At 63.6% G+C, this 21,894-nt stretch carries 20 protein-coding genes and 2 pseudogenes; 8 read left to right on the forward strand and 14 right to left on the reverse strand.

The window, feature by feature from the left end:
• Window positions 1-2: 2 nt before the first annotated feature.
• The 8 genes from N4S67_RS19990 to N4S67_RS20025 all read right to left on the reverse strand — a co-directional run bounded on the left by N4S67_RS19990 (window position 3) and on the right by N4S67_RS20025 (window position 7,364).
• Window positions 3-752 (reverse strand): ABC transporter permease, encoded by a 750-nt coding sequence (locus N4S67_RS19990; protein WP_260994772.1) that lies wholly within the window; start codon window positions 750-752, stop codon window positions 3-5.
• A complete protein-coding gene (locus N4S67_RS19995) occupies window positions 749-1,549 on the reverse strand; it encodes an ABC transporter permease (RefSeq protein ID WP_260994773.1) in 801 nt (266 codons plus the stop codon). The genes N4S67_RS19990 and N4S67_RS19995 overlap by 4 nt, the downstream gene beginning before the upstream one ends.
• Entirely contained in the window at window positions 1,546-2,376 is an 831-nt protein-coding gene (locus N4S67_RS20000; protein ID WP_260994774.1) for an ABC transporter ATP-binding protein, read from the reverse strand. The genes N4S67_RS19995 and N4S67_RS20000 overlap by 4 nt, the downstream gene beginning before the upstream one ends.
• On the reverse strand, window positions 2,373-3,383 hold the full coding sequence (locus N4S67_RS20005; protein ID WP_260994775.1) for an ABC transporter substrate-binding protein: 1,011 nt from the start codon (window positions 3,381-3,383) through the stop codon (window positions 2,373-2,375). The genes N4S67_RS20000 and N4S67_RS20005 overlap by 4 nt, the downstream gene beginning before the upstream one ends.
• 75 nt (window positions 3,384-3,458) lie before the next feature.
• Window positions 3,459-4,712, reverse strand: coding sequence for a bifunctional 3,4-dihydroxy-2-butanone-4-phosphate synthase/GTP cyclohydrolase II (locus tag N4S67_RS20010; RefSeq protein WP_260994776.1), 1,254 nt, complete (start codon window positions 4,710-4,712; stop codon window positions 3,459-3,461).
• Window positions 4,709-5,236, reverse strand: coding sequence for a flavin reductase family protein (locus N4S67_RS20015; protein ID WP_260994777.1), 528 nt, complete (start codon window positions 5,234-5,236; stop codon window positions 4,709-4,711). Before N4S67_RS20015 ends, N4S67_RS20010 begins: the two co-directional genes overlap by 4 nt.
• A gap of 150 nt (window positions 5,237-5,386) precedes the next feature.
• Window positions 5,387-6,202 (reverse strand): alpha/beta fold hydrolase, encoded by an 816-nt coding sequence (locus N4S67_RS20020; RefSeq protein ID WP_260994778.1) that lies wholly within the window; start codon window positions 6,200-6,202, stop codon window positions 5,387-5,389.
• 4 nt (window positions 6,203-6,206) lie between these two features.
• The gene (locus N4S67_RS20025) at window positions 6,207-7,364 is read right to left on the reverse strand and encodes an LLM class flavin-dependent oxidoreductase (protein WP_260994779.1); all 1,158 of its coding nucleotides are present in this window, start codon (window positions 7,362-7,364) and stop codon (window positions 6,207-6,209) included.
• 181 nt (window positions 7,365-7,545) lie between these two features.
• Here N4S67_RS20025 and N4S67_RS20030 point away from each other — a divergent pair, with 181 nt between their 5' ends.
• Window positions 7,546-7,728, forward strand: coding sequence for a hypothetical protein (locus tag N4S67_RS20030; protein WP_260994780.1), 183 nt, complete (start codon window positions 7,546-7,548; stop codon window positions 7,726-7,728).
• Window positions 7,729-7,840: 112 nt separating this feature from the next.
• Here the strand turns inward: N4S67_RS20030 and N4S67_RS20035 are convergent, their stop codons facing one another.
• Together N4S67_RS20035 and N4S67_RS20040 are read right to left on the reverse strand one after the other, a co-directional pair.
• Window positions 7,841-8,932 carry a hypothetical protein gene (locus N4S67_RS20035; RefSeq protein ID WP_260994781.1) on the reverse strand — a complete coding sequence of 364 codons (1,092 nt, stop codon included), beginning with the start codon at window positions 8,930-8,932 and terminating at the stop codon, window positions 7,841-7,843.
• Window positions 8,933-9,008: 76 nt separating this feature from the next.
• Complete coding sequence (locus N4S67_RS20040; RefSeq protein WP_260994779.1) at window positions 9,009-10,166, reverse strand: LLM class flavin-dependent oxidoreductase; 1,158 nt, start codon at window positions 10,164-10,166, stop codon at window positions 9,009-9,011.
• Between the two features lie 288 nt (window positions 10,167-10,454).
• On the opposite strand from N4S67_RS20040, the gene N4S67_RS20045 reads away from it, so the two are divergent.
• The 3 genes and pseudogenes from N4S67_RS20045 (at window position 10,455) to N4S67_RS20055 (ending at window position 12,998) form a co-directional block, all read left to right on the forward strand.
• A complete protein-coding gene (locus N4S67_RS20045; RefSeq protein WP_260994782.1) occupies window positions 10,455-10,979 on the forward strand; it encodes a TetR/AcrR family transcriptional regulator in 525 nt (174 codons plus the stop codon).
• A 162-nt stretch (window positions 10,980-11,141) separates the two neighbouring features.
• Window positions 11,142-12,205, forward strand: a pseudogene (locus N4S67_RS20050) (aldo/keto reductase).
• Between the two features lie 73 nt (window positions 12,206-12,278).
• Complete coding sequence (locus N4S67_RS20055) at window positions 12,279-12,998, forward strand: TetR/AcrR family transcriptional regulator (RefSeq protein ID WP_260994783.1); 720 nt, start codon at window positions 12,279-12,281, stop codon at window positions 12,996-12,998.
• Window position 12,999: 1 nt separating this feature from the next.
• Here N4S67_RS20055 and N4S67_RS20060 read toward each other — a convergent pair whose 3' ends face one another.
• The 3 genes from N4S67_RS20060 to N4S67_RS20070 form a co-directional block, all read right to left on the reverse strand.
• Window positions 13,000-13,200 carry a ferredoxin gene (locus tag N4S67_RS20060; protein WP_260994784.1) on the reverse strand — a complete coding sequence of 67 codons (201 nt, stop codon included), beginning with the start codon at window positions 13,198-13,200 and terminating at the stop codon, window positions 13,000-13,002.
• The gene (locus N4S67_RS20065; RefSeq protein ID WP_260994785.1) at window positions 13,197-14,399 is read right to left on the reverse strand and encodes a cytochrome P450; all 1,203 of its coding nucleotides are present in this window, start codon (window positions 14,397-14,399) and stop codon (window positions 13,197-13,199) included. The genes N4S67_RS20060 and N4S67_RS20065 overlap by 4 nt, the downstream gene beginning before the upstream one ends.
• A 248-nt stretch (window positions 14,400-14,647) precedes the next feature.
• On the reverse strand, window positions 14,648-15,502 hold the full coding sequence (locus tag N4S67_RS20070) for an oxidoreductase (protein ID WP_260994786.1): 855 nt from the start codon (window positions 15,500-15,502) through the stop codon (window positions 14,648-14,650).
• 194 nt (window positions 15,503-15,696) lie between these two features.
• On the opposite strand from N4S67_RS20070, the gene tcuA reads away from it, so the two are divergent.
• The 4 genes and pseudogenes from tcuA (at window position 15,697) to N4S67_RS20090 (ending at window position 20,984) form a co-directional block, all read left to right on the forward strand.
• Window positions 15,697-17,127 carry an FAD-dependent tricarballylate dehydrogenase TcuA gene (tcuA, locus tag N4S67_RS20075; RefSeq protein WP_260995267.1) on the forward strand — a complete coding sequence of 477 codons (1,431 nt, stop codon included), beginning with the start codon at window positions 15,697-15,699 and terminating at the stop codon, window positions 17,125-17,127.
• The gene (gene tcuB / locus N4S67_RS20080; RefSeq protein ID WP_260994787.1) at window positions 17,114-18,238 is read left to right on the forward strand and encodes a tricarballylate utilization 4Fe-4S protein TcuB; all 1,125 of its coding nucleotides are present in this window, start codon (window positions 17,114-17,116) and stop codon (window positions 18,236-18,238) included. Before tcuA ends, tcuB begins: the two co-directional genes overlap by 14 nt.
• Entirely contained in the window at window positions 18,235-19,449 is a 1,215-nt protein-coding gene (locus N4S67_RS20085) for a CaiB/BaiF CoA transferase family protein (protein ID WP_260994788.1), read from the forward strand. Before tcuB ends, N4S67_RS20085 begins: the two co-directional genes overlap by 4 nt.
• A pseudogene (locus N4S67_RS20090) lies at window positions 19,446-20,984 on the forward strand (carboxyl transferase domain-containing protein). The gene N4S67_RS20085 and the pseudogene N4S67_RS20090 overlap by 4 nt, the downstream one beginning before the upstream one ends.
• Here the strand turns inward: N4S67_RS20090 and N4S67_RS20095 are convergent.
• Window positions 20,975-21,886, reverse strand: coding sequence for an NAD(P)-dependent oxidoreductase (locus N4S67_RS20095; protein ID WP_260994789.1), 912 nt, complete (start codon window positions 21,884-21,886; stop codon window positions 20,975-20,977). The pseudogene N4S67_RS20090 and the gene N4S67_RS20095 overlap by 10 nt on opposite strands.
• Window positions 21,887-21,894 lie beyond the last annotated feature (8 nt).

Here is a 21,894-nt window from a genome sequence, read left to right on the forward strand (position 1 = left end):
GTCTACTCGGCGGCTTGCCACGTCCCGACTAGACATTCCTGCAGCGCGCCCACGAGCAGGTTGAGCAGATATCCCAGCGCCCCGACGAGGGCCAGTACGCCGAAGACCCGCGCGGTCGCGAAGTTCTGTTGGGACTCCATCAGCAGGCGGCCCATGCCGGGTAGCGAGCTCAGCATCTCGACCAACAGCACCACGATCATGATGATCGGTGCCGCGACCCGCAACCCGAGCGAAACGCCGGGAACCAGACTGGGGAGAACCACCTTGCGGACCGTGGCCGCCTTCGACAGGCCCAGGCTGCGCGCAGCGTCGAACCGAGATGGTGGGATTGCGCGCGCGGCGGCGCCCGCGTTGAAAACCACGGCCCAAATTGACGTCACCGTGGTCAACAGGATGGCGGTCGCGGTGGTGGCGCCGAACAGCAGCACCGCCAGGGGCACGAGCGTCGGGGGCGGAATCGTTCGAAACACCTCGATGGTCGGAGACAGCGTGCGCTCCAATCGCGGCGACGTGCCGAGCAACGCGCCGAGCGTCGTCCCCACGGCGATCACCAGTATCACCGAGATCGCCATTACTTGAAGCGTCGCCGTAGCAGCAGGAACGAGAAGACCTTTGGCGTGCATGACCTGCAGCGCGGTCCACCACGTAGATGGCGGCGGCAAGTAGGGCGACCGCGCGTCGCCGAGCACCTCCCATAGTGCGAGCAACAGCAGCGTTACCGAGAGCCCCCGAAGCGGCGGCCGCGCAATCATGGCCGCGCCCGGATCGGTCTGGACAGGGAAAGCAGCATCGCGTTGAGGATCAACCCGATCACCAGTACGACCGCCACGTAGGCGTACATCCACGCGGGCTGGATGGCGTTCTGGGCGCGAACCAGCCCGTAGCCGATGCCTGCGGGATTGCCCACCATTTCGGTGGTGACGGTCACGAGGAGGCTTACCGTCATGCCTATTCGCAGTCCCGCGACAATCGCCGGGGTGGCGCCCAGCAGGGCGATTTTGACGAACACCGCCCATCGGGACAAGCTCAGGGTGCGGCCCACGTCGTAAAGCAGCGGATGTATCTGACGGACCCCGCCGGCCGTGTTGAGGAGTATGGGCCAAGTAGCGGCGAACGCCGCCACCACCATCTCCGCGGTGCCGGAGAGGCCGAAGATCATCAACGCCAGGGGCACCAGTGCGATGGCGGGCAGTGAGCGCAAGATATCGATCGTCGCGCCCGACCAAGTCCAGAGCCGGGCAGACAGGCCGGAGACGACACCCGCGCCGATCCCCACGACCGCAGCGATCAGCAGCGCACCGACCACCACCGAGACTGTGTGCGCAACGCTGGACGCCAGTTCTCCGCGGTCGGCGAGTTCGACCAAACCGTGCCCTATCTGTACGGGGCTGGGTAGGTAATCGTTGTGGACGACTCCTAGGTCGGCCAGCAGCTGCCAGATGACGACGAGGGCGACGAGGACGGCCAACCCGGGCCAGTTGAACGCTCCGCGGGCAGGCCGTCGACGCCGGCGTCGAGGCTCGACCTCAAGGATGCCCGGCCCGGTCATCGGTCTTCGTCGCCGTGGAGCGCCAGGGCCAGCTGATGACGCGCCTCCAGGAAGCGAGGCGATTCCCGGGTCTGCAGTTGTCGGCGCGGCCGGGTCAGGCCGGTGGTGATGATCTCGGAAATCGTGCTTGGTTGTTGCCCGCCCAGCAGCACGACACGGTCACTGAGGTAGATCGCCTCGTCGATGTCGTGGGTGATGAAGAGGATCGTGGCACCGGTCTGCTGAGCCAGGTTCAGGAGTGAATCCTGCAAGTTCGCCTTCGTCATCGCATCCAGCGCGCCGAACGGCTCATCCATCAGTAGCACCTTGGGCCGGCGCACCACCGCCCTGGCGATCTGAACCCGTTGCTGCATTCCGCCGGACAGGTGTCGCGGTCGATCGAGGTCTCGGCCCTCCAACCCAACCATGCGTAGGGCTTCGTCGACGCGTTCGTTGCGTTGTCGGGCACCCATCCGGCCCTCCAGGCCGAGCGCCACGTTGCGACGCACGGTGCGCCAGGGCAGCAGCGCGTTCGCGTAGTCCTGGAAGACGACGACCGCGTCCGCCGGAGGGCCGGTCACCGCATGGCCGTTGAGGAGGATCGTGCCCCGCGTGGGCCGAAGCAACCCCCCGAGCACCCGGAGCAACGTGGTCTTGCCCGTGCCGGAACGCCCGACGATGCTGACGAACTCACCAGCCGCCACACTCAACGAAAGATCGCGCAGAACCGGACGGAGCCCGGTCTTGGTGGCGAAATCGACGCCCACCCCGCGCAATTCGAAGATCGGCGGGTCATGGTCCGATTGTCGGGCGTTCTGCTCAGCCACGTCCGTGGTGTCTTCTGTCATGGCCGGAACACCATCGAGTCGGCCTCGGGCAGCTGACCGTCGGGGGCGGCGTCGAGGTAGGCGAGCAGGTCTAGCCAGGGTTGCAAGTCAGCGGGTGCGACCCTGGTGCGCCAGCCGAGCAGCCGCAGGGCCCCGGCCGCCGCGCTTGGGAGCCCGGCGCCCCGCACCAGAGTGTCCCGGGCCTCTGTGTCGTTGGCGGCTATCCAGCCGTGGGCCTGCTCGATCGCCGCGACGAAAGCCGCGGTTTTCCCGGGGTTGTCACTCAGCCACCCGCTCGTGGCAGCCCACACGCCGACGAGGAGGGGATCTCGGATGGCGAGGTTCGGATCACCCAGCGATCGATATTCGGGATTCTGCAGGATGCCGGCTGAGAAGGGCGCGACGCTCAACGCCGCATCGACGACTCCGGCGTTAAGCTGCGCGGCGACGTAAGGGAAGGCGACCTGCACGATCGTGACATCGCGCGCGGTGAGACCCGCCTGCGCCAGGCTGTTCAACAGCGCCCAGTACACGGCCCCCGACAGCGACGGAGCGCCGATCTTCAACCCCCCAAGTTCCCGGTAGAAGCCGACATCGCTGTGCGCGATCAGATCGAATTGTGGTGTGGCGCTGCTGAACTCGTATGCGCCAGCGAAAATCTGGACATCGCGACCGTGGGCGTCCGCCAGCGAGACGTCGGTAACCGTTCCCGAAACGACGTCGAAGCTGCGACCAAGGGCCTGCACCGCCGTCGGCGGATTGGACACACCGGTCAACTGGACGTCGAGGTCGTGTTCAGCGAAGTACCCGCGCTGTCGGGCGACCAGCACCGGCAGCGCGGCAACGGTGTCGAGGTAAGCGACGCGCATCGGTGCTGCGCATGCGGATTCACCGCATGTCGCGCCGGTGGTGCTGCACGCGGCAAGGACGAGGGCGGCGAGCACAGCCAATGGCGCAATGAGCGCCCCTGGGCGCATGCCGCGGACAGCGCCGGTGCGGTTGGCGGCCGTGCGGCCCCATGTGGCCATGAGGGCATTATGCATAGTTAGCGGTCACCGTCTACAAGCATTTGGGAGAACTGGGCCGCTTTGCCTGCCGACCAGTTACGCATCCGGGGCCGCCGTAGGCGGTGGTACTAGATCAAGTTTGTGGTTCATCTTGTCGTGTTTGGTGCGCAGATACCGCACATTGTGCGGCGTCGGAACGGTCTCTATCGAGACGCGTTCGGCTAGCTCGAGTCCGTGACCTTCGAGGCCGCTGTACTTGGCAGGGTTGTTCGTGAGCAGCCTGATGCGACGGATCCCGATGTCAGCCAGTATCTGGGCGCCGACACCGTAGCGGCGTGAATCGACCGGCAGCCCTTGAGCGGTATTGGCTTCGATGGTGTCCATGCCTTGGTCCTGCAGGGCATAGGCACGGATCTTGTGCGCCAGTCCGATACCTCGTCCCTCCTGCCCGCGGAGGTAGACGATGGCGCCGCAGCCCTCGGCGGCGATGGCCTTGAATGCCTGCTGGAGCTGTGCGCCGCAGTCGCACCGCAGCGAGCCAAGGATGTCGCCGGTCAGACATTCGCTGTGCACGCGGACCAACGCCCCCCGCGCCGACCTGCCCGCAGCGGCAACATTGCCGAGGACAAGGGCGAGGTGCTCGGTGCCGTCCAGAGTGTTGCGGTAGGCGACGGCCCGGAACGCGCCGAACTCGGTGGGCATGGTGGAGGTGGCAACCCGCTCGACCATGCGCTCCGTGGCCCGTCGGTAGCGGACCAGGTCCGCGATGGCCAGCAGGGGCAGGTTGTGCTCCGCGACGAACTGCCTGAGGTCGGTACCGGTGCGCATGGTCCCGTCGTCGGAGACGAGTTCACCGATGACGCCGACGCCTGAAAGCCCGGCCAGGGACAAGAGGTCGACGGCGGCCTCGGTGTGTCCGGCACGGACGAGAACTCCGCCGGGCCGTGCGCGCAGGGGAAAGATGTGGCCGGGCCGGGAGAGCTGGTCGGGCCGCAGAGCAGGGTCGGCCAAGGCGCGGACAGTTGCGGTGCGTGCCGCCGCCGCGACGCCGGTGCCGGTGCCGACCATATCGACCGAAACGGTGAAGGCCGTGCTGTGCGGCTCGGTGTTCTCGGCCACCATCGGCGGCAATCGCAGGTCGTCGGCGCGCGCCACCGACATCGGAGCGCAGACTATACCTGTGGTGTGGCGGACCAGGAAGGCCATCTGCTCGGTCGTGATGAGCTCGGCGGCCGCGACGAGGTCACCCTCGTTTTCACGGTCTTCGTCGTCGGTCACGACGATCATCCCGCCCGCTGCCAACGTTTCCAGCGCCGCGGCGACTGCTTCGGCAGCCATCACGCGGGTCATCGGTCTGCCTCGGCGAGCGCGGCGTGGGTGCCGAAGACCCGGCCATGGTAGGTGAGGGGGGAGATCGGCACGGAGTCGGCCGTCAGTACCAGCCCGAGCACGATGACGTGGTCGCCGCCCTCGACGAACTCGGTGACTTCCCCGACCAGGAATCCGGCCACATCGGTCAGTCGCGGCACGCCGCCGTCGACCTCCCATGGCACACCGGCGAACTTGGCGACACCACCCTTGCGGGCGAACGTCAGCGCCTCCGCAGACTGGGCGCTGCTGAGCACGTTGAGGCCAAAGAGTTTGGTGGCCCGAATCATCTCCAACAGTTCGGATCCGCGGTCGAGTGACACAAGCACCATCGGCGGATCCATCGACAGCGACGCGAAAGCGCTGACTGTCGTGCCGTGCGGTTGTTGGTCGGCCATTGCGGTGACGATCGACACTGGGGTGCAGACGCCAGCCATCACCTCACGGAAACCGGCCTGGACGGAGTGTTGCTGCGGTGGCTTACCCACCGGGGTGATGCCAGCCATATCGGCCTCCGGGGTGATCGGGTATCGAATTTCGCACGGCAACTGCCGCAGCGGATTTGGAGAGCGGGACCTGCGCCGTGCGAGGACGTGGCCGACGCAGGTCCCGCCACTGGTGGATCCGGCGCCGACCGGATCCACCATGACCGTGGGTTACGGGCAGATGACCGTACTTCGGTGATTGGCAAGGAATTTGGGCCCGTAGGTAAGGAAGTCACCGACAACCTCGGCGAACGCTTCCGGCCGGTCGCCCTTGAGATCGTGGGCGGCGTCGTAGACCAGCAGGAAGTAGCAATCGGTGATCAGCTCTTTGTAGAGTCGGCCTTCGTTTGGATTGATCACCAGGTCCTTGGTGCCGAACAGGGCAAGCACCGGCATCTCGAGTGTTTGCAGCGCCGTGACGAGTTCTTCATCGCGGTCGGGACCCATGATCTTGGCGTACAACTCAGCAGGGACATTGGGTGTGAAGTTCTGAACCCACGGCTTGCGTTCGGGGCGCGCATGGAATGCCCGGATGAACACCGCGCGATCCGTCATCATGTTCTCCGGCCGCGTCGTGCAGATGCGGAACGCGGCGGGCGCCTCCAGCACGACCGAAACGACGTTGTCGGGATGGTCCGCAGCCATCCACAAGGCCACGATCGCGCCCATCGATGTGCCTGAGACGGAGTACTTTTCCACACCCAGAGCGGCGACCGCGCTCGCTACCGTCGCCGCCATCTGGCGCCCGTCCTGCGTGCGGGTGTTCGTTTCGGATTGTCCGAAGCCGGGTAGCTCCACCGCGATCACCCGATGGTTCTCGGCGAGCAGTTCCAGTGCACCTCCGCCGTTGCCGTCGGGGCCTCCGGCACCGTGGATGACCACGAGCGGTTGTTCACCCTGTCCGCGCTCCCAGTAGCGAATTGTGAAACCGTCGGCGTCGACCGAGTGCTCGGTGAAGCCCAGGAGTTCTGGCATGGTTGCTGTCATTGGTTCACTTTCTCCCTGGTGGGCGGGCCCATTCAGACGGCTGCGGCGGCGGTGGCCGGGGCGGTCGTGGGTAGTTTGTGTACTTCGGGTAGGACCTCTTTGGCGAATAGCTCGAGGTTCTTTTGGCGAGCTCGGTGGGTAGGCCGAAGCCGCCGAAGCTGAAGTCGATGGCGCCGACTCCGAGAGCGTGGTAGTCGCGGATGGTGTCGAAAACCTGCTCAGGTGTGCCGATGAATTTGGGTAGTCCCCAGCTGCCGGGGGCCTTGCCCAGGGTTTCCTGGGTGGCGCCGGCTTTGGCGTAGCCACTGTTGATGGTGGACTGGTAGATGTCGGCTGCGCCCTTCGTGGGTGGGCGGAAGAAGTCCATCGACCCGAAGCCGTGTCGTTGTGCCTCTTCGCGCGCACGTTCCTCGGTTTCGGAGACGTACACGAAGTTGCGGTACAGAACGTTGGCCGGGCCCACAGTGCGGCCCGTGGCCGCCGCTCCGGCGTTGAAGCGTTCGATGGATCCCGCGACGGTTTCATAGCTGCCGTAGCTGATAGCGATGTCGGTGTTCAACGACAACGCGAAATCGACGGATTCAAGGCTGTTGCCCGACAGCATGACTCGTGGGCCTGCCGCGTCAAGAAACTTCGGCCAGACGGCGATGGTCCGGTAGCGGTAGTGCACGCCCTCCCAGCCAAACGGCTCGGGTTCTTGCCACGCGCGCAAGATCAGCTGGACGCTTTCCTCCCACACTGCCCGCGATTCGACGGGGTTGTTGTAGTAGGTGATGACCTCGTTCGGCGTGCCGCGCAGCAGCGCGACGCCGTAGATCTTGCCGTCGGTGAGCAGGTCGAGTTGGGCGACCTCTTCGGCGATTCGCACCGGGTTGTTCATCGGTAGGTTGGGGCCGAGCAGGGCGATCCGCGCGTTCTTCATCCTGGGGGCGAGCGCGGCGGCGGTGACGTGACAGTTGGGCTCTAGCCCGGGTCCGCCGTAGTGATGCTCGGAGACGGTGACGAAGTCAAGACCGACGTCGTCGGCCAGTTCGTACATCGCCATCGCGTCCGCGTGCGCCTTGCGGGCGAGGTCTGGCTCGCAGAACCGTGGCCGACGCGGCCATCCGTGCGGCATACGAGGGCTCTGATAGTCCGCGCCGCCGAAGATCCCAATCTCCATGAGCCTGGCTTCCTTTCGTCTAGGTAGCGCCACGCTTGAGTCGGCAGCGCCAAGGTGTGCGTCGCGTTCGACTCCTCATACGAGTCCGTCCCGTGAACCAACAGTCCTGGATCGCGTGCGCCACCTCGAAGACTAGCCATGTTAAGCACAAACGACAAGACATTATGCATAATCCACGTCAATGGGTTGGTTCGACGAGCGCAACGGCTTCAAGGCAATCGCGCCAGACAAAGGTGTCGACAGGGTGGCAGCAGCCTCATTCGCCACCGCCTTGGGTTTACCGGGGCGCCCTCCCACAAGAAACCTGCGGCCGGTCGACGCCTACGACATCGAGAACGCCAGGCGGATCTGCGCGGCGCAATGAACGACCCCCGCCCTGTCGTTGTCGGCCCGACGTCCATCGCTGTGTTGCTTAAGCGGTTCGCGTCGCTCCGGATCAGCTGAAATGACGGTGTCGGTAGGTTCCTCGACGGTGGCTAGGCGGTCGTCAGCAGACGACTGACGCGCATGAGATCGCGCGCCGTCGCGGCGTCACGGCGTCCAAGCCCGCAGGGGGCGGCGATGTCGACACGGCGCCCGACGGCGGACTCGACCATCGTGAGGACGTCACGGAGTTGATCGGCCGGCAGCGCCTCATGAACGAAGCCTGCTACCAAGCGCGTGTCAGTCGGCAGCGACAGTTTCGCCAATGGCGCGTAATAGGATTCCGCCAGGCTCGGGGGATCCTCTCCGGCCGCCAGCGGGATGTGCACATAGGTCAGCGATGTGTGCGACGGCCACCTCGCAATGATGGCATTGGTCAGCTCAACAGCGGGCGCGCAGGTCGCCCCCGCTTTCAGATGCGCGCGGTGGTTGAGGTCGCCGAAGCACAGGTGGATACCCATCTTCGTCCCCCCGGGAGCCATGTGCGCCAGCTCAACCGAGACGCCGGCCATCCATCGCGCCATTGCCGGACGTAACGCCCGCGGGGCTCGCGAAACAGTGGCTAGCTCGACAGGCACCTCCAGCTGGAAGACCACGTCTTTGTCGACATCGTTGTCGTCAGCATTGTCGTCATCGTTGTCGACAATGCTTTGGATAGATCGCATTTCGCGGCTGGCTGCCGAGTTGAATGCTCTTCGGTAACGCAGCGCGCCGACGAGACCGAAGGCCATCAGCGCTAGGTCGAAACCGGAGGCAATGCCGACCTGGTATACCGCGGCTTTCAATCCGTGTTTGGATACCAGTCCATTGAGCACGGGCTGAGATTCCCGTAGCGCCTCGTCGTAGCCCAGCTGCAGCTGATCGGGGTCCAGTGTCGCCCCGCGGCGCACGCGGTAGTGGGGCCTGTCGTTGTAGTCCGACCAACGGCCGTCTCGCTTCAGCACCAAAGCGGGATGTTCGCGCAGGCCTGTGATGATTGAGGTGACCCATTGGCGGCGCGGCCCGGTTTCGCCGTCGGGTATGCACATCAGCGTGGGGCCCAGTTCATTCAACGCAAGTTCGACTGCTTCACGGGCATCAGGAGCCGGGATGCTGCCTACCAACAAGGTTTTACGAGAGTCCGGCAGTGCGGTGACTGGTTTCATCTATTCCCCGTTCAGCGGCGAAGTCACGGCGTCGGATTCTGGTCCCAGGAGTTCTGGCATGGTTGCTGTCATTGGTTCACTTTCTCCCTGGTGGGCGGGCCCATTCAGACGGCTGCGGCGGCGGTGGCCGGGGCGGTCGTGGGTAGTTTGTGTACTTCGGGTAGGACCTCTTTGGCGAATAGCTCGAGGTTCTTTTGGCGAGCTCGGTGGGTAGGCCGAAGCCGCCGAAGCTGAAGTCGATGGCGCCGACTCCGAGAGCGTGGTAGTCGCGGATGGTGTCGAAAACCTGCTCAGGTGTGCCGATGAATTTGGGTAGTCCCCAGCTGCCGGGGGCCTTGCCCAGGGTTTCCTGGGTGGCGCCGGCTTTGGCGTAGCCACTGTTGATGGTGGACTGGTAGATGTCGGCTGCGCCCTTCGTGGGTGGGCGGAAGAAGTCCATCGACCCGAAGCCGTGTCGTTGTGCCTCTTCGCGCGCACGTTCCTCGGTTTCGGAGACGTACACGAAGTTGCGGTACAGAACGTTGGCCGGGCCCACAGTGCGGCCCGTGGCCGCCGCTCCGGCGTTGAAGCGTTCGATGGATCCCGCGACGGTTTCATAGCTGCCGTAGCTGATAGCGATGTCGGTGTTCAACGACAACGCGAAATCGACGGATTCAAGGCTGTTGCCCGACAGCATGACTCGTGGGCCTGCCGCGTCAAGAAACTTCGGCCAGACGGCGATGGTCCGGTAGCGGTAGTGCACGCCCTCCCAGCCAAACGGCTCGGGTTCTTGCCACGCGCGCAAGATCAGCTGGACGCTTTCCTCCCACACTGCCCGCGATTCGACGGGGTTGTTGTAGTAGGTGATGACCTCGTTCGGCGTGCCGCGCAGCAGCGCGACGCCGTAGATCTTGCCGTCGGTGAGCAGGTCGAGTTGGGCGACCTCTTCGGCGATTCGCACCGGGTTGTTCATCGGTAGGTTGGGGCCGAGCAGGGCGATCCGCGCGTTCTTCATCCTGGGGGCGAGCGCGGCGGCGGTGACGTGACAGTTGGGCTCTAGCCCGGGTCCGCCGTAGTGATGCTCGGAGACGGTGACGAAGTCAAGACCGACGTCGTCGGCCAGTTCGTACATCGCCATCGCGTCCGCGTGCGCCTTGCGGGCGAGGTCTGGCTCGCAGAACCGTGGCCGACGCGGCCATCCGTGCGGCATACGAGGGCTCTGATAGTCCGCGCCGCCGAAGATCCCAATCTCCATGAGCCTGGCTTCCTTTCGTCTAGGTAGCGCCACGCTTGAGTCGGCAGCGCCAAGGTGTGCGTCGCGTTCGACTCCTCATACGAGTCCGTCCCGTGAACCAACAGTCCTGGATCGCGTGCGCCACCTCGAAGACTAACCATGTTAAGCACAAACGACACCGCATTATGCATAATAGGTAATGCTTGGTGGGGCGGTATGACGCCGGTTGTGAAACCCCAATACTTCTGGACCTGCGAAGTTTCGAATCGATGGTCGCAGCGCCGCACAGCGGGATAGGAGGCCGGGCTGGTGGTCGGTGATGATCCCGCTGCAGAGACGGTAGTTACGCCGCCCCGACGGGGCCGCAACCTCGATCGCACCCGCGATGCCGAAATTCTCGATGCTGCATTGGAAGTGCTCGTCGCGACGGGCTACCTCGGCTTGACGGTCGAAATGGTGGCCGTGCGGGCCAACTCTGGGAAAGCGACCATCTACCGCCGCTGGCGGTCGAAGGATGAGCTGATTCTCGACGCCGCTCAGCGAATGCCGAAACTGGCCGAGCTCGATCGGATGCCGGACACCGGCACACTGCGGGGTGATCTGCTCGGCCTGTTCGACGCGCAGTCTATTGACAAGAGTGAGCAAGTTCGAAGGATGACGGGCGATCTGGCCGCCACGGTGAAAACCCGGCCCGCGATTGCCGCCGCGGTTGATCGTGCGGTGATCGGGCTCTGGGTCGCCGCGCACCGAAGGCTGATCGAGCGTGCCGTCGACCGCGGCGAGATCTCTACTCCTGCCGAACTCGACACCCTATGTCACGTCGTGCAGCGATGACGATCTACCGATGCCACGTTAGGCAAAAGGTGTTCGATCGGGATTTCCTCACCGCGATGGTCGATGGCGTTCTAATCCCCGCGCTCCGAGCGAAACCGAGCATGCTGTCGTAAACCTGCTTAGACCAAGAGAATCGAGCGCTCTCAGAGGAGGGGCAAGGAAATGAAGCTGCGGCCACTGGGACGGACGGGTATTCAGGTAAGCGCCTATTGCCTGGGCACCATGATGTTTGGCACAGCGGGTGGCACCGACTCCGATGACTGCGTGCGGATCATTCACCCGCGCGTTGGATAGCGGGATAAACTTCATCGATACAGCCGATGTTTATTCCGACGGTGAGTCAGAAGAGATTGTGGGCAAGGCTCTCTAGGGGTGCCGCGACGGGGTAGTAGTGGCCACAAAATTCAGCGGCCCGATGGGCAAGGATCCCAACTGCGCCGGCGGGTCACGCCGCTGGATCGTTGCCGAAGTCGAGAACTCGCTGCGGCGCCTACAGGTCGATCATATTGACCTGTACCAGATGCACCATCCTGACCCTGGCACGGACATTGAGGAGACGCTATCGGCGCTGACAGACCTGATGCAGGCAGGCAAGGTCCGTGCCATCGGATCATCCAACTTTCCCGCCACAACTATTGTCGAAGCTCAGTGGATCGCCACCGAACGAGGAACTCGCACGCTTTCGCGCTGAGCAACCCCCGTACTCCATCCTCAATCGAGGTATCGAGCGCGAAGTACTGCCGGTCTGCCAGCAATTTGGCATGGGTGCCTTGGTGTGGAGCCCACTTTCGATGGGCCTGCTGTCGGGTAAACACAGCAAGAACCACCGGCCAGAGACGCCGCGTCAGAACGAGCGCTGGGTGCCCAAGCATATGAATGACGACCGCACCCTCGACGTCGTGGTCCAACTGACCGACCCAGCCAACGAGGCAGGTATCTCGTTGCCAAACATGGCCGTTGCATTCGTGCTCGCTCATCCCGGCGTGACGGCTGCCATCATCGGGCCACGCGTGATCGAGCATCTCGAGAACTTGCTGGTCGGCGCGGACACCCTGCTCGACAACGACATCCTCGACAAGATCGACGAGATTGCGCCACCTGGCGCCGATATCGGACCACTCGACGTACGCTATGACCCGCCGGCGGTCGAAATCTCCGGGCTGCGTCGGCGTCCAGCTGAGAACCGATCTGCGAGCGCCGGACGTGGGGCCGTGTCAGCTCGCTGATCCAGGGTTGGCGAGTCGGCCACCTGGCGAGGAGCGGTCTACCGTCGGCCCAGCCTGACTAGGCTGGTGATCGATGGGAAAAAGCGACAGCTCGACACCAGAACTGAGGCGGCGCCACGCCCGCATCGAATCGATATTGGATGCAGCCGCCGAGCTGTTTGCCAGCGCCGGTTACGAACACACCAGTCTGAGCGACGTGGCTGACAGAGTGGATCTGTCCCCAAAGGCGCTCTATCACTACTACTCCTCGAAGCGCGCGCTGTTGGAGGCTGTACTGATTCGCGAGTTCGATTATTTCGAAGCATCAAGGCTCGCCGCAGCGCGGGATCGGCTGGCGGGGTTGGCGTTGGTCGACGCGTTGACGGAAAGTGTCGTCGACGGCCTGCGAGAGCTGCTGATGCACGGCAACTTACTCTTGGTGTCGTTCGCCGAAGGAACGCGCGACGGCGATGTCATCAGGCAGCGACACAACGAATTTCGACAGAACTGGTCCGATCACATCGCGGCGATCGTGGAAGCGCACCCCGACGTGCCGGCGCACCGCCGGGCCGAATTCACCCAACGGCTGCTGTGGCTACTTTTCGGAACCGTCGTCGATACGGTGCTGTGGCCGCAGCCAGAGGTAGCGCGTGGTACCGAACCGTCGCGCTCGTTCGCGCGCTCGGTGGTTATCGACCTGCTCGACGGCCTCCGTGCTCCGCAGCCTTCAGTGGCTCGAACTCGTCGAGAGGCTCGCGCTGCAGAGTCTCGAACTACGACGTCGAAACCAATGCAGACCCGCAGCGGTGCATAGATTAGGACAGTGCGGTGATCTTTAATGCCGCGACCGGGCAGGCCGATACCGCGTTGTGCACAGTTGTTTCGCTGCCCGCTGGCACGATCTCGGCGACCACGGTGAGCGTCCCCTCGTCGTCCACGGAGAAGAACTCCGGTGCGAATGCCTCGCACATGGCGTGACCTTCGCACCGCTCCCTATCGAGGTCGATCCGTATCACTGTGCCCCGCCGTTCAAGAGCACTGGAAGTGATTCGACTCGGCGGAACAAGTCACCCTGGCATTTCACCCACTGCGCATCTGGCGCGAGCCGCATATGGGGATAGCGGTCCAGCAGGGCACCGATGGCTTCGACCGCTTCGATCCGTGCGACGGGCGCGCCGATACACGTGTGGATTCCGCGGCCGAAAGCAATATGGGCGGAAGCGTTTGCCCGGTCGAGCTGGAACTGTCGGGATTGCTCGCCCCAGGTCGCTTCGTCGTGATTGGCCGACTGGATGTTGAGATAGACCTTCTTGCCGGCAGGCACCGGGATGTCGCCGACGCAGACGTCGCTGGCGACGGTACGAACCATGAACTGGAGCGGCGAGTCGAAGCGCAATGATTCCTCAATGGCCTTCGGAAGCAGGGCTCGGTCGGCCAGCACCGCGTCCCACCGACGGGGGTCTTCGAGGAGTCGGTACAGGCAATTGGTGATCAGTGCACGGGTCGTGTCCGTCGCAGCGCCGATCAACTGAATTGTGTGGATAACCACTTCCGTGGTGGACATATCGGACTCGCCGGGCTCGGCGAAGCACAGATTATCCAGAACGTCCTCGGTTCGGTTGTCTGCGTTTGCGCGGCGCTCCTCAACGAGGGCTGCGATGAAGCCCGAAAGTTCTATGAACTCGGGTAGATGAACTGGCGTACCCGGCAGCTGCGCCACCAGGATGTCGGAGAGATTCTCGACGTACGACCACGACCCCTCGGGAATTCCGATCAGCGCATACAGAGCCGCCGTCGGAATGTAGCGGACGTAGTCGGAATACAGTTCGACGCGGCCGGCTTCGGGCAGCGATGCGATTGCGTCGGCGACGATGCCGGAAATCCGTGGTTTCAGCTTGCGTAACCGGGCGGGTGACAGGTTCTTCAGCAGTCGTGCACGCAGCGCGGTGTGTACCGGCGGATCGGAGATGTTGACGGCTGGAAAGGGCAGATCGAAGTCGTCGTCGTAGATGGTGAAGTTGCCCTTGCTGGAGAAGTTCTCGTTGTCGCCGAATACCTGTCGCACCGTCTCGTCGGAATTGACCGTGTAGAGAGTCTCGCTGACCTGAGCGACGGGGCAGGCCTTACGAGAGGCTTCCAAGTAGTCATCGGGATCTGCGATATGGGCGGGATTCAACGGGTTGAAGAACTCGTCTGCTTGTGTCGGCGTGGTCATACGCGGTCCTCCCTGTGTCGCGGCCGCCGGGGCGATTGAGCTCTCTCCGATGACCTTTGAGGGCGAAGCTACAGCCAATTTGACCAATGGTCAATAACTGACCCACGGTTGAGTTGGTCTGGTCCTGGCCACGCCTGCGCCCCGGTTCGACCAGAATCCGTTCGGATACACCTTTTCCATACAGACAACGGACCTGCTTCGGCAGAAGCAGGTCTTCCGCCGAAGCAGGTCCGGGTAAGCAGAGACGGTCAGGACTTGATGTGGGTCATGCCGTCCGGATGGGCACAATCGGCCGACAGCTCGGCCCACGCGGCGAATTCAGCGTCTACCGCGGAACGCGCCTCCATGACCAGCGGCATCGCGTCGGCACCAATCAGGAAGTGACCGGGCGGATTGGCCTCTTCCAAGATGGTGAGGACGGCCTTGGCGCCCTTTGCGGCATCGCCGAGTTGATAACCGTTCATCGCATTACGTCGTTCACGGATGGGATCGAACACCTCGGCGTAGTCGGGAATGCTGCGCTCAACGCGGGTCATCGAGCCGCCGGCCCAATCAGTGCGGAAGGATCCCGGCTCCACAGTGATGACCTGGATACCCAGGCCGGCGAGCTCGGCACGCAAGCTGTCAGCGATGCCTTCGACGGCGTATTTGGTGCCGTGGTACGCCGACAGGCCGGCGAAAGCACGCAAGCCGCCGATCGACGAAATGAACACGAGCTGGCCGGATCGCCGAGCACGCATGTGTGGCAGCACGGCGCGGGTGACCTCGACCAGCCCAAAGACGTTGACCTCGAACTGCTGACGCCAGACGTCCGGAGGGGTCTCCTCGAAGGTCCCCTCCACCCCATAGCCGGCGTTGTTGATGAGCACATCGATCGGTCCGATCGAGGACTCCACATCGGCGATGATCTTGGGGATGCTGTCGTAGTCGGTGACGTCGAGAAGTCGTCCATGGGCGCTGCCCGGCTTGAGCGCCTCGAATTCTGAAATCTGGTCTGGCTTGCGCACCGTTCCAACGACGGTATGACCGGCCTCGAGCGCGGCTTCTGAAAAGGCGCGGCCCAATCCCTTGCTCACGCCTGTGATCAGGAAGGTTTTCGTCATGCGAGTTGTGCCTCTTTCTGGTATCGAATTTGCAGATGCGAGAGGCCGCTTGAACTTCAGGTGTCCAATCGGCTGAAGTTGGGGGTGGGCCGAAGCAGAACTTAGGACCACTACCGCGTATCTACTATGCATAATGTACCATGCACAGAGGCGGTGTCTACCGCCGACGGAATTGAAATGACGACGAGGTGACCATGCCGGGCGGCGGGACCAGGGCGCGAGAGTTGCTGACCAGGCCATGGGACGTCGTTGTCATCGGTGGCGGCAATGCCGCACTGGTAAGCGCGTTGTCAGCGCGGGAAAACGGCGCTCGGGTCTTGCTGCTGGAGCGTGCCGACCCGGTCTTCCGCGGCGGCAACAGCCGACACACGCGAAACATCCGCTGCGTGCACGACGACGCGAGTGCGTGGAACACCGGCGCCTATGCACGCAGTGAATTGTGGAAGGACCTCTGTGGTGTCGGCCGTGGACCGAGCAATGAGGCACTCGCAGACCTGACGGTGCGCGAGTCGGAGTCGGTCCTACCATGGATGACTGCACACGGTGCGCGATTCCAACCGGCGCTCGCCGGAACGTTGCATCTCGGCCGCACGAACACGTTCTTCCTCGGCGGCGGCAAGGCATTGATCAACTCGTACTATCGGCGAGCCGAGCAAGCCGGCATCGAGATCATCTACGAAGCGCGGGTAGACAGCCTTGACTTCGAGGGAACACGTTGCACCGGAATCAACGTCGATCTCGCCGAGACCAACGCCCGCGTCACCGCGAAGAACGTCGTCGTCGCAAGCGGCGGTTTCGAAGCCAATATCGAATGGCTGTCCCGGTATTGGGGCGATGCCGCGCTCAACTACCACATCCGTGGGCCCAAAACCAACGACGGGTCCATGCTGGCTCGGCTGCTCGAAGTCGGCGCAGCCACTGCCGGGGAGGAGCGTGGCTTTCACTCGGTCGCCGTAGATGCGCGAAGCCCGAAGTTCGACGGCGGCATCGCCACCCGATTGGACTCGATCCCGTTCGGTGTTGTGCTGAACAAGCACGGCGACCGATTCTACGATGAGGGCGAGGACGTCTGGCCCAAGAGATACGCGATCTGGGGCGGCAACATCGCGCGCCAGCCCGATCAGATCGCCTACAGCTTCTGGGATTCCAAGGTGCAGAACATGTTTCTGCCGCCGATGTATGGGGCGTACTCCGCACCGACCATTGATGAAGTCGGTAGGCAGATGGGGATCGACGGCGCCGCGGCCGCCCGCACGGTCAAAGCCTTCAACGCCGCCGTTCCGGCTGACGCCGGCGCTCGATTCGATCCGGCCGGCTTGGATGGTGTTGCAACAACTGACATCTCACCGCCGAAGTCGAATTGGGCGTTGCCGCTGGACACACCGCCATACTTCGGAATAGCGATGCGTCCCGGTATCACCTTCACATACATGGGTGTCGAGGTCCGCGACGATGCTCGAATCCAAAGGGTCGATGGATCGGTGTTCGAAAACATCTATGCAGCAGGCGAAATCATGTCGGGAAACATCTTGTCAACTGGATACATGGCAGGCTTTGGAATGACCATCGGAACGGTGTGGGGACGCATCGCGGGTAGAGAGGCGGCGCTCAATGGCGACCGTTGATCTTGGGATTCCTCCGGTCAGCTCCTTCCCAGAAGGCCGGCGTCAGCTGAACATCTGCAACTCGTGTCGCTACTGCGCAGGCTATTGTCCGGTCTGGCCTGCGCTGGAACGGCGGGTCGACCTGACGCCGGCCGACGTCACCCACCTTGCAAATCTCTGCCATGACTGCCGCGATTGCTACGTGGCCTGCATGTACACGCCGCCGCATGAGTTCGCGGTCAATCCACCGGAATTGTTCGCTCAGGTCCGTCACGAAACCTATGAACGGTTCGTATGGCCGAGTCCTCGACCACGATGGCTGCGTGGCCGTGCGGCAATGGTTGGCGCGCTTGTCGGTGTGAGCGCCCTGCTGATCGCGTTGAGCATTCTCACCACCGGCGGCGCGGCCTTCCGGGCTGGGGTGGGGTCACCATACGACTTCATCGAGCATTGGGTGCTCATCGGGGTAGCTGCGGCCCCAGCGGTATTCGCGGTCGTCGTGCTGTTTTGCGCCGCGCTGAACTACTGGCGCTTCACCCACGGTCAGTTTCGGCACCTGTTCAATGCGCGGGCTTGGTTGACTGCGCTTGGACAAGCGGCGACGCTACGCCATCAGGCAGGCGCAGACGACGGATGTGCATACCCTAAAGATGCGCCGTCGCGCGCGCGTCGTGTGTTTCACCAGATGGTGGTCTATGGCTTCGGCTTGACACTGCTGTCGACGACAGCGGCGGCGTTCCAGCAAAACGTCCTAGGCATGTACCCGCCCTATCCCTATCTGTCTGTTCCCGTAGTGAGCGGGACAGTCGGCGGAGTGATGCAAGTGGTGGGTTGCATCGCGCTCATGGCGATCAAACGACGTAGCGCACGCGACCAGACCATCTCGAGCATGTGGCGGGCTGACTACGCCTTCCTCTGGGCGCTGTTGATTCTCAATGTAACTGGGCTCTTGGTGTTGGTGCTGCGCACCACGGCGCTCTTCGGCACGACGCTCGTCATTCACCTAGCCGCGGTGCTGGTGGCGTTTGCGATCGCCCCGTACACCAAGTTCGTTCATTGGATATTCCGACTGCTCGCGATCTATCAGAACGCCCTGGAAGTCGATGCAGCGAAGGAAAACTCACGGCGATGACAGCTGGCGTTCGCGGAACTAGGTCTGAGGGGAATAGCCGTGGGCCGCTATGCGGGCTAGTGGTCGTAGATCTCAGCCGAGCCTTGGCTGGACCGCACGCAGCAATGATGTTGGGTGACCTCGGTGCTGAAGTCGTGAAAGTGGAGAACGTCAACGGGGGGGATGACACCCGCGGTTGGGGTCCCCCGTTCGTGGACGCGTCTGACGGTGGCCGCGAATCCACCTATTTCCTCTGCGCAAATCGCAACAAGAAATCGGTGACCCTCGACCTGAAGTCCCCTGACGGCCGAAACTCGCTGGAAAGACTGCTCCGCTCGGCCGATGTCTTGATCGAGAACTTCCGCACCGGAGTGCTGGATCGCCTCGGATTTTCGTTGCGTCGGCTTGCTGAACTCAATGAGCGTCTGGTGGTGCTGTCAATCAGTGGTTTCGGCCACGACGGCCCAGAGGCATGTCGTGCTGGCTATGACCAGATCGCCCAGGGCGAAGGCGGTCTCATGTCCGTCACCGGATCCTCGGCGGCTGACCTGCAGCGCGTCGGAGTGCCCATCGCTGACCTGCTCGCCGGCATGTACGGCGCCTTCGGCGTCCTTGCCGCATTGCATGAGCGCCGGCACACCGGAAAGGGGCAGGTGGTACGAACCTCACTGTTGGCTGCGATGGTTGGGGTGCACGCCTTTCAGGGAACTAGGTGGACGGTGGCCAAACAGGTCGGCCAGGCCACAGGTAATCACCACCCGTCAATCTGTCCCTACGGACTCTTCGACACCGCCGACGGCGCAGTGCAGATCGCCGTGGGCAGCGAGAACCTGTGGATCCGACTCTGCGAAGGCTTCGGTCTGGATGCCCTGGCACCCGGCATGGCGTCCAATCCGGAACGCGTCGAGAACGCTGCGGCCGTGCGAGAACTCGTCCAGAAGGTCTTCCTGCAGTACTCGTCTGATGAACTCCTGGCAAAACTCGACGCAATCGGCGTGCCGGCCGGGCGAATTCGATCAATTTCTGAGGTCTACGAGTGGGAACAGACACTGTCGCAGGGCCTGCTGATCGACGTTGACCACAAGACCCTGGGACCGATCCGGTTACCCGGGCCACCGTTGCGGTTCTTCGACACCGACGGCAGCGAGCGCACCCGCACGCGGCACACGGCGCCGCCCGTCCTGGGGGCGCACAACGACCTCCTGGAGTCGCCGCAGCCATTCAAGACATGACGAGGCCCGCAAGTCTCAGTGCTCGGCAGTTGATCGACGAGGTCACTGACCCCCTCAGTTGGCGATCTTGGGACGAGCCGTTGGACGAGCCTGCAGCGAGCGGCTGCGAGTATCGCGCTGAGCTGGTATTGGCGGCCGCGCGGGCCGGAATCGACGAATCTGTGATGACCGGGAGCGCGGTCATCAACGGCCATCGGGTCGCGATGGTGGTGAGTGAATTCGCCTTTCTCGGCGGCTCCATCGGATCAGCGGTCAGTGACCGAATCACATCGGCAATTCACCGCGCTACCACCGAGCGGCTGCCGTTGTTGGTCGCCCCTTGCTCCGGCGGCACGCGCATGCAGGAGGGAACGGCAGCGTTTCTGCAGATGATCCGCATCACCGCGGCGGTGGAGCGTTTCAAGTCGACGCAGCTGCCCTACTTGGTGTACCTGCGTCATCCGACGACCGGCGGGGTCTTCGCCTCGTGGGCTTCGCTGGGGCACATCGTGCTGGCAGAGCCCGGCGCGCTCGTCGGGTTCCTGGGCCCGCGGGTTTACCAAGCGCTGACGGGAACCCCGTTCCCGCAGGGTGTTCAGACATCCGAACACCTGTACAGTTGCGGCCTCATCGATGGTGTATATCGCGCCGACCAACTGGCGAACGTCGTGTCCCGCATTCTCGACATCGTGTCGCATCCTTCTCCCACCATGGACAGTCCGATGGTGCCGTCCGTGCCGAGCGACAACCACGCGGGGTCCGCATGGGCGTCGGTTCTGTCCACCAGGCATCCGAACCGTCCGGGTGTACGGGAATTGCTCGATACTGCAGCACAGTTGGTTCTCTTGCACGGCACCGGAGCGGGTGAGGCCGATCCGTCGGTGGTCGTCGCGCTGGCGTGATTCGGTAAGGTGTCCTGTGTCGTGGTGGGCCAGGACCGCAGATCGAACAGCACCGCCGCTGCAGCGCTTCGGCAGGCGCGACGGGGGATGCAACTGGCCGAAGAACTGGGTGTGCCGCTGGTGACGGTCATCGACACCGCCGGCGCAGAACTGTCCCGGCGTGCCGAAGAGGGTGCGATGGCTGGTGAGATCGCAAGATGTATCCGCGATCTACTTTCACTGGAGGTACCGACGGTGTCAGTGCTCTTGGGGCAGGGGACCGGCGGTGCAGCACTGGCATTGCTTCCCGCCGATCGCATCCTCGCGGCGCACGACGGATGGCTGTGTCCGCTGCCTCCCGAAGGTGCAAGCGCAATCCTGCATCGGACAACGGGGCGTGCCGCCGAACTCGTTGCAGGACAGGGTATTCGCGCCGCCGACCTGCTCCGTTGCGGCGCGATCGATCACATTGTCGCCGACACTGCGGACGCCGGCCTGGAACCAGACCGGTTCAGCATCCGAGTTTCCGCGGCGATCCAGCGGGAGGTCATGGTGGCTTCCCGGATACCTGCCGCCACGCGTCTGCGTGATCGGACCGAACGATTCGAGCGGCTCGGCCAGGCCTCGGCGGCCACGGAATCACTCCCTGTGCGAAGCCCCATGCCTCACCTCTGAGTCGGCTGGGCGTAGGAAAGTGAAATCCCCGCCCATTCCTCCCAGAGCGTCGCCAAAGCCGAGTAATCCAAACGTCGAAGTCCCGTACGGTCGGCGATCTCGTAAACGGTGTGAGCGCCCTGGATGGCGAACAGCGGAAGATCGTAATGCTGGGCCATCTTCAGGGCGAGCACGGAGTCCTTGCGGGCGGCTTCCATCGGCATGCCGCCATCGAAGTCAGCGCTGGCGACACGCTCCATCACACGGTGGGTCAGCGGCCGAACCAGCCCGCCATCGTCGGACTGCAGGATCTGCGCGATCATGCCAAGGTCGATCCCGCTCGCTGCGGACATGGCCATTGCCTCGACGAGGACGACCATGACGGCGTGTGCGACAGCGTTGTTGACCACTTTGGCCGCCGACCCGGCGCCGAGCTCACCGAACACTTGCCGGTTGGGGGCGAGCGCCTCGAGGATGTGCTCGGCGCGTGCGAGGTCGGCGCGCGAACCGCCGACCAGCAGTGTCGACTTACCGGCAGCCATCAGTCCGACACCGGAAAGGATCGCGGCGTCCACCAACCCAATCCCCTTGGCGTTGAGGACTCCCGCGCATTCCAAGACATCGGCCGGGGTGGCCGTGCTGGTCTCGATCACCAGCGCGCCGTCGTCAAGGATCGTGCTGAGCTGTCGGCAAACCGTCAAGGAGATCGCGGGCGTCGGCAGCGACAACACAACCGATGACAGGCCGCGCAAGGACTCCATGGAGTCAGTTTTGGTGACACCGTCGATCTCGTCGGCGGCGATACGACGGTCGGCACTGGGATCGTAGGCCAAGACAGGACCGGCGGTCGCCAACCGAGTGGCGACGGCGAAGCCCATGTTGCCGAGGCCGCACTGACCGATGACATTGGCGGAATTGGTCATTGAGATAT

It is taken from the genome of Mycobacterium deserti, from assembly GCF_025345615.1.
Lineage (GTDB): Bacteria > Actinomycetota > Actinomycetes > Mycobacteriales > Mycobacteriaceae > Mycobacterium > Mycobacterium deserti.